Annotated in this window: 20 protein-coding genes; 12 read left to right on the top strand and 8 right to left on the bottom strand. The window is 61.5% G+C overall.

Annotated elements, in window-relative coordinates; translation table 11 throughout:
- The first annotated feature begins 28 nt into the window (after positions 1 to 28).
- From GN300_RS07665 to GN300_RS07645, 5 genes are all read left to right on the top strand, one after another.
- A complete protein-coding gene (locus GN300_RS07665; RefSeq protein ID WP_003940572.1) occupies positions 29 to 1,150 on the top strand; it encodes a muconate/chloromuconate family cycloisomerase in 1,122 nt (373 codons plus the stop codon).
- A 13-nt stretch (positions 1,151 to 1,163) separates the two neighbouring features.
- Positions 1,164 to 1,445: a muconolactone Delta-isomerase gene (gene catC / locus GN300_RS07660; protein ID WP_042925169.1), complete on the top strand. Its 282-nt coding sequence runs from the start codon at positions 1,164 to 1,166 to the stop codon at positions 1,443 to 1,445.
- Positions 1,446 to 1,451: 6 nt separating this feature from the next.
- Entirely contained in the window at positions 1,452 to 2,399 is a 948-nt protein-coding gene (locus GN300_RS07655) for a helix-turn-helix domain-containing protein (protein ID WP_042447166.1), read from the top strand.
- A 154-nt stretch (positions 2,400 to 2,553) separates the two neighbouring features.
- Positions 2,554 to 4,017, top strand: a complete 1,464-nt coding sequence (locus GN300_RS07650; protein WP_063315591.1) for a benzaldehyde dehydrogenase — start codon at positions 2,554 to 2,556, stop codon at positions 4,015 to 4,017.
- A gap of 17 nt (positions 4,018 to 4,034) precedes the next feature.
- On the top strand, positions 4,035 to 4,400 hold the full coding sequence (locus GN300_RS07645; protein WP_003939951.1) for a hypothetical protein: 366 nt from the start codon (positions 4,035 to 4,037) through the stop codon (positions 4,398 to 4,400).
- 21 nt (positions 4,401 to 4,421) lie between these two features.
- On the opposite strand, the gene GN300_RS07640 is transcribed toward GN300_RS07645, so the two are convergent.
- Both GN300_RS07640 and GN300_RS07635 read right to left on the bottom strand, forming a co-directional pair.
- Entirely contained in the window at positions 4,422 to 5,051 is a 630-nt protein-coding gene (locus GN300_RS07640) for a response regulator transcription factor (RefSeq protein WP_082845721.1), read from the bottom strand.
- The gene (locus GN300_RS07635; protein ID WP_030536467.1) at positions 5,048 to 6,217 is read right to left on the bottom strand and encodes a sensor histidine kinase; all 1,170 of its coding nucleotides are present in this window, start codon (positions 6,215 to 6,217) and stop codon (positions 5,048 to 5,050) included. Before GN300_RS07635 ends, GN300_RS07640 begins: the two co-directional genes overlap by 4 nt.
- 184 nt (positions 6,218 to 6,401) lie before the next feature.
- On the opposite strand from GN300_RS07635, the gene GN300_RS07630 reads away from it, so the two are divergent.
- Complete coding sequence (locus GN300_RS07630) at positions 6,402 to 6,992, top strand: heme-binding protein (protein WP_063315592.1); 591 nt, start codon at positions 6,402 to 6,404, stop codon at positions 6,990 to 6,992.
- Positions 6,993 to 7,238: 246 nt separating this feature from the next.
- Complete coding sequence (locus GN300_RS07625; protein ID WP_003940156.1) at positions 7,239 to 8,189, top strand: alpha/beta hydrolase family protein; 951 nt, start codon at positions 7,239 to 7,241, stop codon at positions 8,187 to 8,189.
- A 58-nt stretch (positions 8,190 to 8,247) separates the two neighbouring features.
- Here the strand turns inward: GN300_RS07625 and GN300_RS07620 are convergent, their stop codons facing one another.
- From GN300_RS07620 to GN300_RS07610, 3 genes are all read right to left on the bottom strand, one after another.
- Positions 8,248 to 9,363: an NDMA-dependent alcohol dehydrogenase gene (locus GN300_RS07620; protein WP_042447159.1), complete on the bottom strand. Its 1,116-nt coding sequence runs from the start codon at positions 9,361 to 9,363 to the stop codon at positions 8,248 to 8,250.
- Positions 9,364 to 9,442: 79 nt separating this feature from the next.
- Positions 9,443 to 11,170, bottom strand: coding sequence for a CdaR family transcriptional regulator (locus GN300_RS07615; protein WP_233405588.1), 1,728 nt, complete (start codon positions 11,168 to 11,170; stop codon positions 9,443 to 9,445).
- Positions 11,171 to 11,247: 77 nt separating this feature from the next.
- Positions 11,248 to 12,657: an AarF/ABC1/UbiB kinase family protein gene (locus tag GN300_RS07610; RefSeq protein WP_019745620.1), complete on the bottom strand. Its 1,410-nt coding sequence runs from the start codon at positions 12,655 to 12,657 to the stop codon at positions 11,248 to 11,250.
- A gap of 132 nt (positions 12,658 to 12,789) precedes the next feature.
- Here GN300_RS07610 and GN300_RS07605 point away from each other — a divergent pair, with 132 nt between their 5' ends.
- Genes GN300_RS07605 through GN300_RS07585 form a run of 5 tightly spaced genes read left to right on the top strand, consistent with a single transcriptional unit; the run spans position 12,790 to position 16,673 of the window.
- On the top strand, positions 12,790 to 13,209 hold the full coding sequence (locus tag GN300_RS07605; protein WP_021345761.1) for a MerR family transcriptional regulator: 420 nt from the start codon (positions 12,790 to 12,792) through the stop codon (positions 13,207 to 13,209).
- 47 nt (positions 13,210 to 13,256) lie between these two features.
- Positions 13,257 to 14,633: an MFS transporter gene (locus GN300_RS07600; protein WP_063315594.1), complete on the top strand. Its 1,377-nt coding sequence runs from the start codon at positions 13,257 to 13,259 to the stop codon at positions 14,631 to 14,633.
- Positions 14,630 to 15,649, top strand: a complete 1,020-nt coding sequence (locus GN300_RS07595; protein WP_063315595.1) for an ABC transporter substrate-binding protein — start codon at positions 14,630 to 14,632, stop codon at positions 15,647 to 15,649. Before GN300_RS07600 ends, GN300_RS07595 begins: the two co-directional genes overlap by 4 nt.
- Before the next feature lie 21 nt (positions 15,650 to 15,670).
- Positions 15,671 to 16,390 carry a 2OG-Fe(II) oxygenase gene (locus tag GN300_RS07590; protein ID WP_063315596.1) on the top strand — a complete coding sequence of 240 codons (720 nt, stop codon included), beginning with the start codon at positions 15,671 to 15,673 and terminating at the stop codon, positions 16,388 to 16,390.
- A complete protein-coding gene (locus GN300_RS07585) occupies positions 16,380 to 16,673 on the top strand; it encodes an Ada metal-binding domain-containing protein (protein ID WP_063315597.1) in 294 nt (97 codons plus the stop codon). Before GN300_RS07590 ends, GN300_RS07585 begins: the two co-directional genes overlap by 11 nt.
- On the opposite strand, the gene GN300_RS07580 is transcribed toward GN300_RS07585, so the two are convergent.
- From GN300_RS07580 to GN300_RS07570, 3 genes are read right to left on the bottom strand one after another with little or no spacing between them, the layout of a single operon-like run.
- Positions 16,636 to 17,064, bottom strand: a complete 429-nt coding sequence (locus GN300_RS07580) for a VOC family protein (RefSeq protein WP_063315598.1) — start codon at positions 17,062 to 17,064, stop codon at positions 16,636 to 16,638. The two genes, GN300_RS07585 and GN300_RS07580, sit on opposite strands and share 38 nt — an antisense overlap.
- Positions 17,065 to 17,104: 40 nt before the next feature.
- Positions 17,105 to 17,587, bottom strand: coding sequence for an SRPBCC family protein (locus GN300_RS07575; RefSeq protein WP_003940319.1), 483 nt, complete (start codon positions 17,585 to 17,587; stop codon positions 17,105 to 17,107).
- A gap of 2 nt (positions 17,588 to 17,589) precedes the next feature.
- Positions 17,590 to 17,934: a helix-turn-helix transcriptional regulator gene (locus GN300_RS07570; RefSeq protein ID WP_003939956.1), complete on the bottom strand. Its 345-nt coding sequence runs from the start codon at positions 17,932 to 17,934 to the stop codon at positions 17,590 to 17,592.
- Positions 17,935 to 17,967 lie beyond the last annotated feature (33 nt).

Raw genomic sequence — 17,967 nt, 5'->3', positions numbered from 1 at the left:
CCACAACTGCTCTGAAGAAAGTGATTTGATGACAGACCTGTCGATCGTCTCCATCGAGACGACCATCCTCGACGTTCCGCTGGTTCGCCCCCACAAGTTCGCCACCACGTCGATGACGGCGCAGCCGTTGTTGCTGGTCGCGATTCGCACCTCCGACGGGGTGATCGGATACGGCGAAGGAGTCGTTCCGGGCGGGCCGTGGTGGGGTGGCGAATCGGTGGAGACGATGCAGGTCATCATCGAGAAGTACATCGCTCCCGTGGTGGTCGGCAGGCGCGTGGATCACATCACCGCGATCATGGCCGACATCGAAAAAGTTGTTGCCAATGCACGATTCGCGAAGGCCGCCGTCGACGTGGCGTTGCACGACGCCTGGGCGCGTAGCCTGGGAGTCCCCGTGCACACGCTCCTCGGCGGGGCTTTCCGCGAGAGTGTCGACGTCACGTGGGCACTGGGTGCTGCGCCGGCGGACGAGATCATCGAGGAAGCTCACGAAAAGCTCGAATCCCGGCTCAATTTCAGCTTCAAACTCAAGATGGGAGCACTCGATCCAGCAGTCGACGTCGCGCGCATCGTCAACATCGCGCAGGCGCTGGACGGCCACGCCGGAGTCCGTGTCGACGTCAACGCACGGTGGGATCGCTTCACTGCCCTGCGGTACTTGCCACAACTCGCCGAGGGTGGAGTCGAACTGATCGAACAACCCACTCCGGCAGACCAAATCGAGGTCCTCGCCGAACTCAGTAGGCTTCTACCGATTCCGATCATGGCCGACGAGAGTGTGCAGACCCCACACGACGCTCTGGAAATCGCCCGCCGGAGCGCCGCCGATGTCATCGCCCTCAAGACCACCAAATGTGGTGGCCTCCAGCGCAGCCGCGACATCGTCGCGATTGCCAAGGCCGCCGGTATCGCGTGCCACGGTGCGACGTCCATCGAAGGCCCGATCGGCACCGCCGCTTCGTTGCACTTCGCGTGCGCCGAGCCCGGAATCAACTTCGGAACAGAGCTTTTCGGCCCACTGCTCTTCAGTGAAGAGTTGCTTCAGGAACCCCTGAAGTATTCCGAGGGTCAGTTGCACCTCCCCGCCGGACCTGGCCTGGGAGTCGAACTGAACATGGACGCCGTCAAGACCTGGACCAGGAACTAGAGGATAGAAGAACATGGCACTCTTTCACGTTCGGATGGACGTCGATATTCCGCGCGACCTGGATCCGGAAATACGCGCCGATACCGTCGCAACGGAGAAGGCGTACTCGCAAGACCTTCAGCGACAGGGAAAGTGGGTGCATCTGTGGCGAATTGTGGGACAGTTCAGCAACATCAGCATCTTCGATGTCGAGTCGGCTGACGAACTCCATGAGATTCTCTGGAACCTGCCCCTGTTCCCGTACATGACCATCGAGGTCATGCCGTTGACGCAGCACGGATCTTCGATCAAGTAGCCCGCCATGTCTGCCGTGTCTGCCACGCCTGCGAGCCTGCCGGAATCTGTGCAGCAGTGGCACTGCGAGATGTCGGAGACCTTCGGTGGCCTGTGCCCCGAGAGTTCCGTCGATGCCGCGCCTGTCGGTACGGTCAGCGGCGTAAGTCTCGGGGACGTAGGCGCTTTCGACATCTCCGGTTCACCGCAGATACTGCGGCGGAGCGCACGCGCAGCAAAGCGACACGGTAGTGATCTGCTCAAGATCTGCACGGTCCGAACCGGGAGCGCGATACTGCGCCAATCGGACCGCGAGTTGACGGCCCCGCCCGGCGCGATGATTCTCTACGACGTCGAGCATTCGTACGCGCTGCGCTTCGACGGTCACTGGTCGTGCACCGTCATGACCCTACCGCGCAGTGCGGTGAGTCTGACCGAGCGAGAACTGAATTGCGCGCTCGAGCGCACCCACGACGGTCGGCGTGGGTCCGGTGCATTGCTGGAAAATTTCATCTCGGGCGCTGTTGCATCCCAGGTCGACGGCAGCGCAGCCGGGCTTCTCGGAGATGCTGGAGTCAATCTCGCTTCGGCAGTTCTGATGCAAGGATCTGCGCCCGCGACACCCGGACGTTCGACGCGAGAGGAGATCTTGCGATATGCGCTTCGGAATCTCGACTCACCAGACCTCTCGGTCGCGTCGATCGCCGGTGCGTTGCACCTGTCGCCGCGAACCGTTCAGCGTCACTTCGGTGACGGGGATCTGACCCTCAGTGCGCTGATTCGCCGCGAACGGTTGATCCGCGTACGCCGCGATCTCACCGACGTCTCACTGCGGGGTCATTCGATCTCCATCCTGGCCGCACGATGGTGTTTCCATGACGCACCAGCGTTTTCGCGTGCGTTCAAAGCGGAATTCGGTGCGGCGCCGTCGGAAGTACGTAACTCGCCTGATCCGAACGCCCGCGAACGTCACTGATCTGTCGCATCCGAACAACAAACGTGTCCGATCACGACAACTGGGAGCCCGAATACCGGGGCAGAGTGTGTTTCAGATCGCTTTTTCAGGCTCACGAAGAGCTCAGGTCCACGAACAGCGAGGACCGCAGCGAAAGCTACGAATCGAGGAACGCATGACGAATCTGCTCGCTCATCAGCAATGGCACGGAAAGATTTTCGACGGCCAATGGATCGACGGAGGCGGTGACACCGTCGAGTCGCTCGAACCGGCTACCGGCGAGGTGCTCGGTGTGATCGGCACGGCGACTGCTGCGGATATCGATCGAGCGGCACACATCGCGTCGGCCGCGCAGCCGGCGTGGGCGGCGACGATCGGGCAGGCTCGCGCTTCGGTGATCCGTAAGGCAGCGCAGATTTTGGAAGCCGAGCGAGCCGAGGTGGAGCGCTGGCTGATCCGTGAAGGTGGTTCCGTACCAGGGAAAGCCGCATTCGAAGTTGATCTTGTCATCTCCGAACTGTGGGAAGCCTCGGCACTGCCGACACAGCCGTTCGGGCACCTCCTGCCCGCCAGCCAGGAGGGGCGCACGAGCATCGGTCGCCGGGTGCCTCTGGGTGTGGTCGGCGTGATCAGCCCGTGGAATTTCCCGCTTCTCCTCGCCATGCGCGCTGTCGCCCCCGCCTTGGCACTCGGAAATGGCGTCGTTCTCAAGCCGGATGTTCAAACCGCGATCAGCGGGGGTGCGGTCATCGCGGAATTGTTCACGTCCGCAGGTCTTCCCGAAGGCCTCCTGCATGTGCTCGCCGGTGACGCGGCACCTGGTCAGGCATTGTGCGAGAGCCCGAGCATCGCGATGGTGTCCTTCACGGGTTCGACCGCCGTCGGCCGTCAGGTCGGGGCAACTGCCGGTCGCACGCTCAAGCGTGTCTCGCTGGAACTGGGTGGGAACAATGCGCTGATCGTCCTCGACGACGCAGACCTGGATGCCGCGAGCTCGGCGGGCGCGTGGGGTTCGTTCCTGCATCAGGGGCAGGTCTGCATGACCGCAGGCCGCCACATCGTGTTGGAATCGATCGCCGATCAGTACCTGGATCTGCTGGCCAAGCGCGCAGCGGTCCTGCCGGTCGGGGATCCCAATACAGGCGACGTCGCTCTCGGACCGCTCATCAACGCGCGGCAGATTGCGAACGTCGATCGAATCGTCCAGGGCACCAAGGCGGCCGGCGCCGAAATCCGCGCCGGTGGAACATACGAAGGGCTCTTCTATCAGCCGACCGTCCTGGCCGGAGTCACCTCGGACATGCCCGCGTTCCGTGAAGAAATCTTCGGGCCCGTGGCGCCCGTCGTGATCGTCAAGGACGAAGACGAGGCAGTCAGGTCGGCCAATGACAGCGAATACGGTCTGGTTGCCGCCATTCAAACAGGATCGGTTGAACGCGGCGAGCGGATCGCGGACCGACTGCGTACCGGCATCGTGCACATCAACGATCAGACTTTGAACAACGATGCCTATGCACCATTCGGTGGCACGGGTGCCTCCGGAAACGGCGCGAGATTCGGAACTCAAAGCAGTTGGGACGAATTCACCACCTGGCAGTGGCGAACCAGCCGGCCAGCGGCGCAGACCTTCCCCTTCTGAAGTCGAAAGGTACTCCTATGCACACCATCTCGGCTCACGATCTTCCCATCGTGTTGCAGGACGGCGAATTCGAATTGCGGATGCGAGAAGAAGGCGACATGATCGTCAACTTCGTCAAAATTCCTGCTGGTGCAGACTTCGCCGAACCGTTCGCACAATTGGAAGGCGGGCGCTGTCAATGTCCGCACTACGGATACGTCTTGAAAGGAAGGATCTACACAGATTCCGAAGCAGGTCGGCAAACCTACGATGCCGGCGACGTGTTCTACTGGGCACCCGGTCACGTTCCCGGAGCGATCGACGACTCGGAGTATGTCGACTTTGCTCCCAAGGCTGAATTCCTCGAACTGATCGACGGAGTGCGTAAGGCGATGGGCGGCTGAGCTGTTCGGCTGCCACCGAGGTCAGCGTATTCCGTCGCGACGTAGTGCGACGGACACTGCGGCAGAGCGGTTATCGACACCGAGTTTGGCGTAGATGTGCCCGAGGTGTGTTTTCACCGTCGCTTCGCTGATGAAGAGCGCTTTACCCAGCTCGCGGTTGGTCATCCCCTCGGCGAGCAGGCTGAGCAGTTCGGACTCACGGGCGGTGAGCGCTTCCTGCGGGCGCTGCATCTGCTGGACGAGACGAGAGGCCACGGCGGGGGAGAGGACGCTGCGCCCGGCGAGCGCGCCGCGCACCGCGCCGAAGATCTCGTCAGGAGTCGAGTCCTTGAGTAGGTAACCGATGGCACCGGCGTCCACGGCCCGCACGACGTCGGCGTCGGTGTCATACGTCGTGAAAACCAGTACGGGAACATCGACACCGTCGCTTCGCAGGCGTTTGATCGCTTCTGCACCGTGCATGCCGGTGCCCATGTCCAGATCCATCATCACCAGATCCGGTGAGGCCGACGGTATCGCCGTGGCCGCCTCCTCGCCGGACGATGCTTCGCCTACTACTTCGACGTCCGGCTGAGTGTTCAGCAGCGCTCTCAGCCCGGCTCGCACGACCAGATGATCGTCGACGAGGAACACGCGAATGATGGTGGTCACCGGATCCTCCGTTCGAGAGGGAACTGGGCCGCGACGACGGTGCCGTCTCCCGGTGCACTTTCCACGGTGAACGATCCGCCGAGCTGTGCGACGCGGCTTCGCATCGCACGCAGGCCGTATCCACCGTACCGAGAATGGTCGGCGAGCTTTCCCGGATCGAAGCCGACGCCGTCGTCGAAGATGTCTACGGAGACGGAGTGGTCGAGATACGTGATCGTCACGCCCGCCGTTTCGGCGCGAGCGTGGCGGGCGATGTTGGAGGACGCGCTCGAGACCACTCGCACGACGGCATGAGCTACGTCCGAGGGCAAGATGACGGCTTCACCGACGGTGCGGATCCGAACGGCCGGGACGAACTGGCGGGCGGCGGCCACGACCAAGGCGTCGAAGTCGCCCGTACCGCCCTTGGTCGGCGCCAGATCGTGGACGAGGTCGCGACTCTGCATCAAGCTCGTTCGGATGTTCTCTGCTGCGGCATCGACATCGGCTCGAGACGGCGAACCCGTTGTATTCCACGTTTGTTCGGCTGCCTCGAGCCGTAGAAGGGCGCTCGCCAGTCCCTGGGTAACTGTGTCGTGGATTTCGCGCGCGAGGCGCTCTCGCTCAGCGGCAACGCCGGCAGCGCGTTCGGTATCTGCCAATGCAGATTGCGCTTCTGCTACCTGACGCAGAAGCCGAAGGCGTTCTCGGGCATCGCGTTCCATCTGCCCGTACGCGGCCGCGACCAGTGCCGCGGTGCACAGCGGCCCGAGAAGTGTCACCAATTCGGCACGACCGGTGACCCGGTAGAACGCGATACCGGCGAGGACGCCCAGGATCCCGACGAGGGGGTAGGCGATCTTGCTCGGATACAGACGAATGCAGAGGAAGAGAACGGGAAACGCACACCACGCGAAACTCGGGGCAAGCCAGACCAGCGCTGCCCATGCGCTCAGTACCGGCCACATCCACAGCCGTTGGCGAACCACATCTCGCGAGGACACCGTGGCCATGACGGCGTAGAGCAGGGCGAGGACCACGGCCAGGACGAGTACAACCCCGAACCGACCGCTGGTCCCGTGGACTGTGACGTACCGAACTCCCGATGTAGACAGCAGTACGAAGAACGACGCGTGGATCGCATACGCCAACGGGCCGCGTAGGCCGCGTTCGGCGTCGGCGTTCATGGCTCCGTTACTCATCCCTCGAATGTTACGGAGGGCACCAGGCCGTCGTATCAACCATTCGGATGATATCCGGGTAGCCGTAGGGGGCACGGTTCGTCACCCGAGCGCCCGATGTGCGCACCCGCCCCCGGACGCGACGCTGTAGTGGACGGTTTCGAACCATTCGATTGAAAGTGTGCCCGACATGAACCACCGCATTTACACACGACTTCCCCGTACGCTCGCTGTCGCCGTTCCGGTTGTCGCAATCCTTGCCAGCGCCGCATGCTCGACCACCGACACACCGGTGGCGAACGCATCGAGCACGACGTCGATTACTGCCACGCAGCAGCCTGCCGCGACCGGTGATTCGGCGATTGTCACTCAGAATCGACTCAGTGCCGACGCAGCAGCGAAGGCTGCTGGTGCGGCCCTGGCGAAATGCCGCGCCGACGGTCTCGGCTTCGTCACCGTCTCCGTCGTAGACCGCGCGGGAAATGTCATCGCCATGGTGCGCGGCGACAACGCAGCCCAGCACACGGTGGAAGCCTCACGCGAGAAGGCATACACCTCTGCAGCTTTCGGAGCCGACACCAGTGACCTCTCGCAGCGTACCAAAGGCGAAGGATCAACCATCGCCGACCTTCCCGGCACTCTCTTCCTTGCAGGTGGAGTCACATTGAAGGCTGGAGCCGGGTCGATCGCCGGTATCGGTGTCGGTGGCGCTCCAGACGGAATGCAGGACCAAGCGTGTGCTGCCGCAGGTCGTGATGCGATCGCTTCGTCACTCGGCTGAGTGAGCGCATTCAGCGTGCTTCGTGAATTGTGCTTTTCGCCACCTGGATTCGCTCGGCACGACAGTTGTCCGATTGTTGCGATGACCTCGACTTTGTAACACCGGAGCCCCCGGAAAGGGACAAACACGTCGACAGTGGAACCGACGATGCACTTACCGAAGCGAGTTTCTTGATGCGCAGTTTCGGGGAAAGACACAACCTTGCAGAGAATCAGATTCACGTTGCCCGAACGCAATACACGGCGGGTGCGGGTGCTCGTAGCGGCGTTGTTGTCGATATTCCTGCTCGGCGGTATGTTCGGTCCGACCGCCGCGAGTGCTACTCCGGCGCGCTCGGCGCCATGGGGTGGGTACGACGAGTTGTGGGTCCCGTCTTCGATGGGAAACATCAAGGTTCAGGTGCAGTGGGCCGCGCGCGGTGGCAACGCCGCGTTGTACCTGCTCGACGGTCTTCGCGCGCAAAACGACAGAAATGCTTGGAGTTTCGAAACGAACGCACTCGATCAGTACCGCAATGACAACATCACGTTGGTGATGCCGGTCGGCGGTGAGTCGAGTTTCTACACGGATTGGTACGCGCCGTCCAATTTCAACGCTCAGCCGATAACGTACAGGTGGGAAACGTTCCTCACCCGCGAGCTTCCGGACTTCCTTGCAGGGTATGGTGTTTCACCAACCAACAATGCGATCATCGGGTTGTCGATGGGCGGCAGTGCCGCGTTGAACCTGGCGGGGCATCATCGGGATCAGTTCAAGTTCGCCGGCTCGCTGTCCGGCTACATCAATATCTCGGGTCCGGGTATGCGTGAAGCGATCCGCGTAGCCATGTTCGACGCCGGCCGGTACAACGTCGATTCGATGTGGGGCCCGCCGTGGTCATCCGGATGGCTTCGCAACGACCCGTTCGTCAACGCGGAATCGCTTCGCGGACTGTCGATGTACATTTCGTCGTCCAACGGCATCCCGGGACCGTACGATCATCCCTCTGCGCCGATCGATTACTTCCACACGGCGACGGGTATGGGGCTCGAGGCGCTCTCGTGGGTGCACGCGCGTGCATTCGAAATTCGCCTGAAATCCTTGGGAATCCCAGCGACGTACAGCTTTCCGCCCGCCGGAATTCACTCGTGGCCGTATTGGTCTGCTGAATTGTGGATGGCCAGAGGACAAATCCTCGACACCATGAACGCCTGGTGAAGCTGTAGTGAGGATCTCTCCGGACTTGCTCTCGATCGAAAGTCCGGAGAGAACTCGCTCAGAAGGCGATGATTCCACGGAGGTTGCGACCGGCATGCATGTCGGCGAAACCGTCGTTGATCTGGTCGAGGGTGTATCGGTTGGTGATCAGTCCGTCGAGTTCGAGCTTGCCGCTGGTGTAGAGATCGATCATCCAGGGAATGTCGGCGGTGGGATTGGATGCACCGAACAGGGATCCCTGAATTCTCTTCTGGTACAGCGTGAGTTCCATCAGGCTCACGGGAATTCCGACGTCCGTCATCTTCCCGAGGCCGGTGACGACGCAGGTTCCTGCCTTGCGGATCGACGAGAATGCCTGCGCGACATGTTCTCCGGTGGTCACGCCGACGGTGACGATGGCCGAATCCGCGCCCTGGCCGTTGGTGAACGAGCGCGCTATGTCGGTGGCTTCCTCCATGGTGGCCACGGCATGGGTGGCGCCCAACTTCAATGCACTGTCGCGCTTGAACGCAACCGGGTCCACCGCGATCACGTGGGCGGCGCCGGCATGCGAGGCGCCCTGCACCGCGTTGATTCCGATTCCGCCGACGCCCATGACGATGACCGTCTGCCCGGGATACACCTGAGCGGAGTTGACCGCGGCGCCCCAACCGGTTCCGACGCCGCAGCCGAGCAGACACAAAGCGTCGAGTGGCAGGTGCTTGTCGACTTTCACAGCCGAGAGAGTGCTGACCGTGGTGTATTCACTGAAGGTGGACAGGCCGCAGGTTTGTGCGACGGGCTGACCGTCGAGAGACATTCTGTAACTCGAGGTTTCGCCGGGTCTGCTGCCAGTCATGATGGCGGCGCCGTTGTCGCAGAGGTTCTGGATTCCGCTTGCACACCAACGGCAACGGCCGCAGGCGGCAAGGAACGAGAACACGACATGATCGCCCTCGGACCATCCTTCCGTGTTCGGCCCGACCTCGACGACGATTCCGGCGCCTTCGTGTCCGCCGCAGATGGGGTAGCGGCCGACTCCGTGGTCGCCGCTGGCGATGTGATCGTCCGAGTGGCACAGGCCTGAGGCGACCATTTTGACAGTGAGTTCGCCGCTGCGGGGTGAATCGAGTTCGAGATCGACCACCTCGTATGTGCCTGGTGCTTGGCGAATGACGGCTCCACGAGTGCGCAAGGTATCTCCTGAGGTAAGAGTTGTTCTTCGGCTTCCTCAGTTGTCTACTCGAGAGTTCAGGACGGGCTCGAGGCCTATCTCACTGATCGGACGTTTCGTATCTTTCAGACCCGTCCGGGGTGCGTCCCAAGATGGCGAGTTGCAGTTCGGTGAGCAGTCGCGTATCCGGCTCGTCCAACGAAATGCCCATGATCTGTTCAGCGCGCCGAATGCGGTAGCGCAGCGTGTTCGGATGTACTTTCAGAGACGAGGCGGCCTTCTTCACATCCCCGAAAGCTGTCAGGTAGGCCGTGAGCGTGAACTGCATGTCAGAGGTGTTCTTGTCGTCGTACGAGACGAGTCTGTCGATACGAGGGTCCCGCAATCGCTCGTGATCAGCAACGAGGTCGAGTATCTCGCCCAGCAACACCGCGGTGCGTGACGCCGCGAGTGTGGTGACCTTCGAGGTTTCGTGATCATCAGTGGTATCGAGCACGCGGTCCACTTCTCGACGCGCCTCGGGTACGCCGTGCAATCGCGCGATCGGGACCGCGACGGCGGCGCGCACGCTGATGCCCGCACGGGCCTCGACTACTCCCACGGTGTCGTAAGCCCAGTCGCTGATCGCGACCTCGTGTTCGGCCTGAGGAAACAGCACGTAGATCCGGTTGTCGATGATCGTTGTGACCGCGTCGCTGCGGAATGCGCTGGCGCGCAGGCGCAAGGCGTTGGTGATTCGATCGAGATTCGATCCGGGCGCGAGTGATGTCGCAAATCCGATGACCGCAGACGGTCCGTCGGTGTTGATGCCGAAGGAGCCGGCCAGCGAGTGCATGTCGACTCCGCCGGAGCGAACGCCGAACAGCCTTTGCAATTGGGCATTCTCGCGGCTGGAGGCGTCCAAGGTTCGCATGAGAATGCGTGCGGCGACTGCCGCTGCACCCCGCAATACCGCTTGGGCGTCATCGGAAAGAGGTTCAGAGGCGCGCTGCACCCAGATGCTGCCGAGACTGTGTTGGTGTGCAACAGAACCCGTCGGCGCTGACAGGTCCGGGCGGGTGATGCTCACAGCCAACCTGTGCGCGGCTCCGATGCTCGGCTCGGAGGGCAGACTGATGACCTCGTCCGATCGCCTGAGATGCTCGAACACGCCTCTGCGCTCTATCCATTCGGTGTATTCGATCGGCCACTCCCGGCCCAGTATGGAGAGCTGACGGAGTTCGTCTTCACCTTCGTGAGCAGCTGAATATGCGATGACATGGAGTGCCGTGTCGTCGATCGTCACGAGTCCGCCGGTCAATTCGGCGATCGTCTCCGAGAGCGCGAACAGATCCGAATCGCCACCGGCCACAGCTCCTGAGACGGCCCGCGAACGGTACATGCTCTGTGTCAGAAGTCGTTGTACGAGTGAATAGACGTGTCCGGAACTAGCCTGTGGATGTACCGCGGCCACTGCGATTCCGATGTTGCGTGCGGCGGTGAGAAGCGTCGTCGCCTCGCGCGCATTCTTGACGAGCAAGAGCTTCGGACGACGCCTCGCCGGCCTGCCTTCGAACTTTCGCAACCACTGCGTCAACGTCGATTCGGGAACCCCCACGGGGAGGTAGATGTCGGAGATCGCACCACGGCTGTCGGTGCCGTCGATATCGGAGGACTCGACGAGGGCGATCGAACGGATTTCGACATCGAGTCCGTCCGGGCTTTCCAGAAGCTCGATCACGGACTTGTCCGTGGAATGCATGAGGGCGCCGAGGGTGGTGCCGACACTCGGCCCGTTATTCCTCGGACCTGTCGACGCTTGCGGGAGGGCTACAGAAAGTGGCTGCACATTTGCTCCTCGGCCAGTGGGTCATTACAGGCTAACCCCGACAGACGAAATGCAGAATAAGGAAATAGGGGACAAATTTATTCGTCAGGCATGGTGATGCCGAGTTCCTGCACCTTTTCGGCGACTGCCTCTGGAAAAACGTTCTTGAACAGATAAAGGTCTTGTCCGATCACCCAACCAGGTGCCAACGCCGTCGCATATCGCTCGAAGTATCCGAGTTGTTTACCGAAAAGAACCAATTCCTCGGGACTCGCAACACCCCACTGCTTGCCCAACTGAATCAGTGCCATGATCAATTCACTGAGCTTGAGTTCACCGAGGTCACGGCCGAGAATTGGGGCCAGAGCCGTTGCGACCTGCATACCGAGCTGATCGTCGTCGACTTCGTAGTCGGTTGCATATCCCAAGGATCGAATTCCGCGGGCGACACGGGCGAAATCACCGTCGATGAGGGTGGCTCGGAACATGTCGGAAAGAATGGATCTCCAGGTCTCGGGAAGGACGCCGACGATGCCGAAGTCGAGCATCGCTATCCGGCCGTCGTCGAGGACCCACAAATTTCCCGCGTGTACATCTCCGTGGAACGGACCGTGAACGATGACTGATTCGAGCCAGACCTTCACTCCGCGTCGGATCAGCATGCGGGCTTCGTCGATACCGTCCGGACCGGCGACGAACCGATCGAGCGGAACGCCTCGCATGCGTTCCATACAGATGACTCGGGGGCCGCAGTAGTCCCAGTAAACCTCCGGTGTCGTGACTCCTTTGTTGTCGCCGAACGCACTGATGTTGTTCCGGAAAGTGGTTTGCCGGTCGGCCTCGACCGCGCTGTTCAATTCCGTCATCGTGGCGTTGTGCAGATCGCGAATGATGGCGGTGGCATTGGCAATTCGAAGGAACTCGACAAATTTCTCGAGGATGTTCGCGCCCCAGTACGCCGCCCGCAGGTCGATCAGCATCCGCGCATAGATGTCCGGACGCTGGATCTTGATGACGGCCTCGCGGCCATCGTGCAGAACGCACGCGTGTACCTGCGCTACCGACGCGGCCGCGAGAGGTACGTCGTCGAATTTCGCGAACAGGTCGTCTACGGAGTATCCGAGGTCTTCGTGCACGACGCTTCTGGCCTGCTCGGCAGGAAATGACGGAACGTCGTCGAGGCAACGTAGGCATGCATTGGCGACGGGGGCGGGGAACAGGCCTGACGACGACGCGACCAGTTGCCCGAGCTTGACGAAGGTGGGACCCAGCGCGATGAAGCCGTCGACCATCCCGTCGGAGGCGGCGTCAGCCCACGTGCGTCCACGCTTGCGGAAAGGCCACACGATCAGTGCCAGCATGATCGACGTCGACAACACGACGGCGATGATCGCGGAACGCCACAACTGGGCGAGGCCGAAGCGTTCGAGGTCCGGCATGTGGACTTCGAGGGCAGTGGCGGGCACTCCTGACGAGTACGGCCCGACAGGTCGCGTTGGATCCAGCACAGCTCTCCCTCGTTCAACGAGCGCATCCAGCATTTTGCCGTGAGATCACTTACGCGACCCCTTCCGTTAGTCAGTATGCCAAGTCACACATAACTGCCGGAACCGCCTACGCGTTCAGCCTACGATCGGTGAATGCGTGAGCACTTGATCCCGATCGGCGAGGTTGCAAAATCGTTCGGAATCGCGGCGTCGACCTTGCGGTATTACGAGGACGAAGGACTGCTGTCCGCGCGGTCGCGAACTGGCGGCAAACGCTGGTACGGGCAGCGTGAGCTGCGCCGGCTGGCATTGATCCGGATGTACACCGAGACGGGAATGTCCTTGGAACAGGTGCGGTCCTTCATCGAAACCGACACCACGTCCGACCAGTTCTCGACGGTTCTCGCAGATCAAGTGTCGACACTCGAGGCACAGATCGCCGCTGCTACGCGAGCGAAGCTGATCCTCGAGCATCACCTGACGTGTCGGCAAGAGCGTCCGATGCAGTGCCCGTGGTTGCTCGAGCAGCTCGACATTCGTGTCGAAGCGGCGCTTGACTTCAAGTTCACTTGAACCTTCATAGTTAGGGCGCACTTACCGCCTTATTCCGGAGGTTGACCATGTCGGCACGACGATGGCTGCCGCTCATCGCCGCATGCATCGGAACTTTCCTGTTACTGACGTACGCCACGATCACAACGATCGCGGTGCCGGCCATCGCAGTCGGTTTGGACGGCAGTACGGGCGCGATGTCATGGGTCGTCGACGCCTACACGCTGGCTCTTGCCGCGCTTCTTGTGGGCATGGGCGCACTCGGCGATGCGTGGGGACGCAAACGCCTCTACATCTGCGGACTGGTCGTGTTCCTGGTTGCAACGGCCGTGTGCGCGATTGCTCCGGACGTCACGGTTCTGGTCGTTGCTCGCGGCGCGCAAGGAATTGCCGGTGCGGCGATGTTCGCGACACTCCTGCCTCTGCTCGGCGAGGCATATTCGGGCCGCGATCGGCACGTGGCTTTTGCCGCGTGGGGTGCCGTCGCTGGATTGGCGGCGGGAATCGGCAATGTTGCAGGAGGGCTGCTGACGCAGTTCTTCGACTGGCGTGCGGTCTTCTATTCCGGAATCCCCGTGGCCGCAGTGGCGCTCGCAATGGCTGTGTTCTGTTTCGCCGACAGTGAGCGCGGCGACGACAACATCGACTGGGCCGGAATCGTTTTGTTCACCCTCGCTGCCGTTGCCGCGGTTCTCGGCGTGACGTGGGGCGGCGACATCGGGTGGGCTTCGTCGTCGACAGCTCTTGCCTTCCTGATCGCAATCGGTGCGCTGACGGCGTTTGTGTTCTGGCAGCGTCGAGGCAGCAGTCCGATGCTCGATCCGGCATTGTTCCGATCCCTGAAATTCGACGGCGTCCTCGTCGCTGCTTTCGGGTACTACCTCGCGGCCTACGGCCCGCTCGTAGTCCTTTCACTGTGGCTGCAGAACGGGCTGGAACTGTCGGCATCGGCGGCCGCACTCGTGCTCTCGATTCAACCGCTCGCTTTTGTCTTCGTATCGGCCTTGTGTGGATCACGGCTTCAGCGAGTCGACCTTCGACTGTCGCTCGGATTCGGGACGATCCTTTGCGGAATCGGTTGCGTGGCCATGCTGTACGTTCTCGCCGAGCCGCTCTGGCCCGCACTGATCGCCGGGCTGATTCTGACCGGTGTCGGTTCGGCGATGGTGTCGCCGGTGCTGCCGGGTGCCGCGATGTCGGACGCCCCGGCAGAGCGCGCCGGGACGGCTTCGGCAACAGCCAACTCGTCGCGTCAATTCGGGCTTGCCGTCGGAATTGCGTTGTGCGGCTCGCTCTTCGTCGGTCCGGACGAGTTCGCCTTGCTGTGGCCGTTGGTCTTCTGTGCCGGCGTCGGAATGCTCACGGGTTTGGTGTCGATCCTTCTCTTTTCTCGTTCGTCAACTCCTGCAACAGTTCAACCAATCGCCGAAAGGGCACACACATGACCACGCTGTTCACTCCACGACCGCACCGGCGTATCGAGGTGGACTGGAATCGCCGCAGGTTTCTCGGCGCTGCAGCAGGATTGGCTGCTGCGCTGGCAGCGGCCGGTTGCTCGCGTTCGGACGCAGACGCCGGGGGCGAAGGCGATGCAGGCTGGTCCTTCACCGATGATCGCGGCAATCTGATCGAATTGGATTCACCACCAAGGAGATTTGTCACCTACACCGGTATCGCGGGTGCTCTGTGGGATTACGGACTGGTGCCTGTCGGAGTTTTCGGGGCACTTACACGATCGCCGGGATCAACGGACACCAGCATCTCCGGCAATTTGGATTTCTCGAAGACCGAGATGGTCGGGCAGCTCTGGGGACAAGTGGAACTCGAGAAGATCGCTGCGCTGGAGCCGGACGTCGTCATAGTCCCTCAGCTGCGTGGTTCGGCACTACTCGACGAGGCGAACTTGGATGCGGTGAAAGGCTTGTCGACAGTACTGTTCGTGGAAACGGCAGCAGGAACCATCGACCGAGCCGTGCAAGAGATCGTGGAACTGGCCGTGGAACTCGGGGCGGACCAGGATATGGAGGCTCAGCGAAAAGACTACGACGCTGCGCGTGCACGGATCTCCGAAGTTGCTTCTTCGCTGAATAATTCACAGGTTTTGTTCGCGTCCGCAGATCCGGACACGATTCGTGTCAGTCGTTCGGGCTTCCCGATCCTTGCAGATCTGGCGGGATTGGGCCTTGCCGTCGTCGATCCGGCCGCGGGATCGTCGGTCTACGTCGAGAAACTGGCTTGGGAGATGGCGGACCACTATCCGGCCGACATGATCTTCCTCGACGATCGCCCGTCCAGTTTGCAACTGGATACGCTCGGAACCAATCCTGCGTGGTCCAACTTGCCCGCGGTGAAGGCGGGAAAGATCGGGACCTGGAATCCGGAACCCGTGCTCAGTTATGCCGGGATCGCCCGTACGTACAACAATCTGGCTGACCAGCTGCTGGCATTCTCACATTCCTGACCGCCGCGTCGTCTACGACGTATGGACCTCTTCACCGATCTGTCTGCTCAAGTTGATTCCCTCGATTGGCCTGCGTTGATCGAGGGAATCAACTCCGGTGGGTGTGCCCAGACGGCGCCGATACTCGACGAGTCGGAGTGTCGCGAAATTGCTTCCTGGTACTCGGAGGTCGACCGGTTCCGGAGCACCGTCGACATGGCTCGATACCGCTTCGGTCAAGGGGAGTACCGGTACTTCGGTGATCCCGTACCGGAGCCGATCACGGCTATGCGATCCGCCTTCTACCGACACCTCCTGCCCGTGGCGCGGGAGTGGGCGTTCAAGCTGGGCGAGGGTGCACCGTGGCCGGATTCTTTCGAAGAATGGATCGATCAGTGTCACGACGCCGGTCAGAATCGCCCTACCCCGATCCTTCTGTCCTACGGACCTGGTGACTGGAATGCATTGCATCGGGACTTGTACGGAGAGTTGGTGTTTCCCTTGCAAGTCGTGATCGGGCTCGACAGACCTCGCATCGACCACGTCGGCGGCGAGTTCTTGCTCGTGGAACAGCGGCCGCGCGCCCAGTCGAAAGGGACGGTGACAGTTCTCGAGCAAGGTCACGCGTTGATCTTCACCACGCGGGATCGACCGGTGCAGAGTTCTCGTGGGTGGTCGAGAGCCCCTGTGCGACATGGTGTCAGCGTGGTGCACTCGGGTACGCGTCGAACATTGGGATTGGTGCTTCACGATGCCGAGTAAGACGTACATTCTCCGCGACGCTCGCAACAAACCCTACGAGAGTTCGACGCCCGGTGTGCTTGGCGGGCACCGGAAAACGAAGATCTACGGGCGACTCGACTGTCGAGGGGCCGCGCAGGCAATCGCGCGTGGCGGGTATGTCGCCAGTCGGGTGTTCTTCGCGGACGAGCCGACCGCGATTGCGGCCGGCTATCGCCCCTGTGCCGTCTGCATGCCCGAAGGTTACGCAGCCTGGAAGGGAGTTGCTACGCGCCGAAGCGGTCGCGGTACTCCTTCGGAATGAGTGGCTTGTCGCCGCGGACCTTCAGCTGCTGGACAGCCCAGGTATTGCCGTCCGGGTCGGCGAATCCGAAGAAGGTGCCCCCGTCACGCTCGTCGAAGACGGTGACCTCACTGGCATCGACGCCGCGGCCGATGAGCTCTTGGCGAGCCGCTGCAGCGTCGGCCACGACCAACTGCAATCCCTTCAACGAACCAGGGGCCATCTCGGTCTGCGACGGCAGGTTGCCGATGACGATCGAGCAGCCCGAACCACGCGGAGTGAGCTGGGCGACCGTCATGTGTTCGTTGACGGTGTGGTGGTCGAGATCGAAACCGACCTTGTCACGGTAGAACTCGATGGAACGGTCGAGGTCACTGACGGGAACGATGACTACTTCGAGGGTCCAGTCCATGAAACTGCCTTTCGCTGAGGAGGTTCGGGCAAACAGGTGGTCAGAGTTGCGCGACGATCTTGTCCAGGCGTTCGTAACCTTCGGTGACGCCGAGCTCCATATTGCTCTCGATCATTCCGTCTCGCGCTTCGAGGCTCGGATATACGGAATGGCCGGAGAGGCGGGTGCGTCCGTTGCCCAGATCCTCGAACGTGATCGATTCGATGCTGACGACGTCGGGAAATCCCTCGTATTCGAAGGTCTGGATGGCAAAGTCGTTCTCGCGAACGACGTGAAATACACCGTTGAACCGGAACTCTTCGCCCTCGGGGTTGCGATGGACGTACTTGTATCGACCGCCGCTCACGAACTCGTATTCGTCGATCTCCATCTCGTATCCGTTGGGGCCGAGCCACTGCTTGACCAGATCGGGATTCGAATGAGCTGCGAAGACGGCACTGACGGGTGCGTCGAATTCGCGGGTGATGTCGATGTACGGCACGCCCTCAGGAGCCGTGATGGTGACGGGATTGGTGGTAGCCATGGCTAAGTCTCCTTCTGTGTGGTGCTGAGTAGGTGATCGAGCTTGCGGAACTGTTGTTCGTGGATCAGTCGATAGCGGTCGATCCAGGCGGTCAAAGCCTCGAGAGTTGCGGCGTTGAGATGTACCGGCCGCCTCTGGGCTTCGCGGCTGCGAGTGACCAAACCCGCGGCTTCGAGTACCTGAATATGTTTGGAGATGGCCTGTTTCGTGATCTCGAACGGCTCGGCCAACTCGTTGACCGTTTGGGGGCCGGTGCTCAGGCGGGCGATGATCCGCCGTCGTACCGGGTCGGCAAGCGCCATGAACGCTTTGTCGAGACGCTCGTCTGCCCCTGGATCCACGATCACTTGTCAACCATCTCCTTTATCAACCAACCTGTT

It is taken from the genome of Rhodococcus sp. Ni2, from assembly GCF_021352185.1.
GTDB lineage: Bacteria > Actinomycetota > Actinomycetes > Mycobacteriales > Mycobacteriaceae > Rhodococcus_F > Rhodococcus_F qingshengii.
Note: the sequence above shows the minus strand (reverse complement) of the source record. Positions and strands in the feature narration are given on the sequence as shown.

Excerpts from the sequence above, each read along its gene's own strand:
- GN300_RS07665 (WP_003940572.1), top strand. The coding sequence starts at position 29 with ATGACAGACCTGTCGATCGTCTCCATCGAGACGACCATCCTCGACGTT.
- catC (WP_042925169.1), top strand. The coding sequence starts at position 1,164 with ATGGCACTCTTTCACGTTCGGATGGACGTCGATATTCCGCGCGACCTG.
- GN300_RS07655 (WP_042447166.1), top strand. The coding sequence starts at position 1,452 with ATGTCTGCCGTGTCTGCCACGCCTGCGAGCCTGCCGGAATCTGTGCAG.
- GN300_RS07650 (WP_063315591.1), top strand. The coding sequence starts at position 2,554 with ATGACGAATCTGCTCGCTCATCAGCAATGGCACGGAAAGATTTTCGAC.
- GN300_RS07645 (WP_003939951.1), top strand. The coding sequence starts at position 4,035 with ATGCACACCATCTCGGCTCACGATCTTCCCATCGTGTTGCAGGACGGC.
- GN300_RS07635 (WP_030536467.1), bottom strand. The coding sequence starts at position 6,217 with ATGAACGCCGACGCCGAACGCGGCCTACGCGGCCCGTTGGCGTATGCG.
- GN300_RS07630 (WP_063315592.1), top strand. The coding sequence starts at position 6,402 with ATGAACCACCGCATTTACACACGACTTCCCCGTACGCTCGCTGTCGCC.
- GN300_RS07605 (WP_021345761.1), top strand. The coding sequence starts at position 12,790 with ATGCGTGAGCACTTGATCCCGATCGGCGAGGTTGCAAAATCGTTCGGA.
- GN300_RS07600 (WP_063315594.1), top strand. The coding sequence starts at position 13,257 with ATGTCGGCACGACGATGGCTGCCGCTCATCGCCGCATGCATCGGAACT.
- GN300_RS07595 (WP_063315595.1), top strand. The coding sequence starts at position 14,630 with ATGACCACGCTGTTCACTCCACGACCGCACCGGCGTATCGAGGTGGAC.
- GN300_RS07590 (WP_063315596.1), top strand. The coding sequence starts at position 15,671 with ATGGACCTCTTCACCGATCTGTCTGCTCAAGTTGATTCCCTCGATTGG.
- GN300_RS07585 (WP_063315597.1), top strand. The coding sequence starts at position 16,380 with ATGCCGAGTAAGACGTACATTCTCCGCGACGCTCGCAACAAACCCTAC.
- GN300_RS07580 (WP_063315598.1), bottom strand. The coding sequence starts at position 17,064 with ATGGACTGGACCCTCGAAGTAGTCATCGTTCCCGTCAGTGACCTCGAC.
- GN300_RS07575 (WP_003940319.1), bottom strand. The coding sequence starts at position 17,587 with ATGGCTACCACCAATCCCGTCACCATCACGGCTCCTGAGGGCGTGCCG.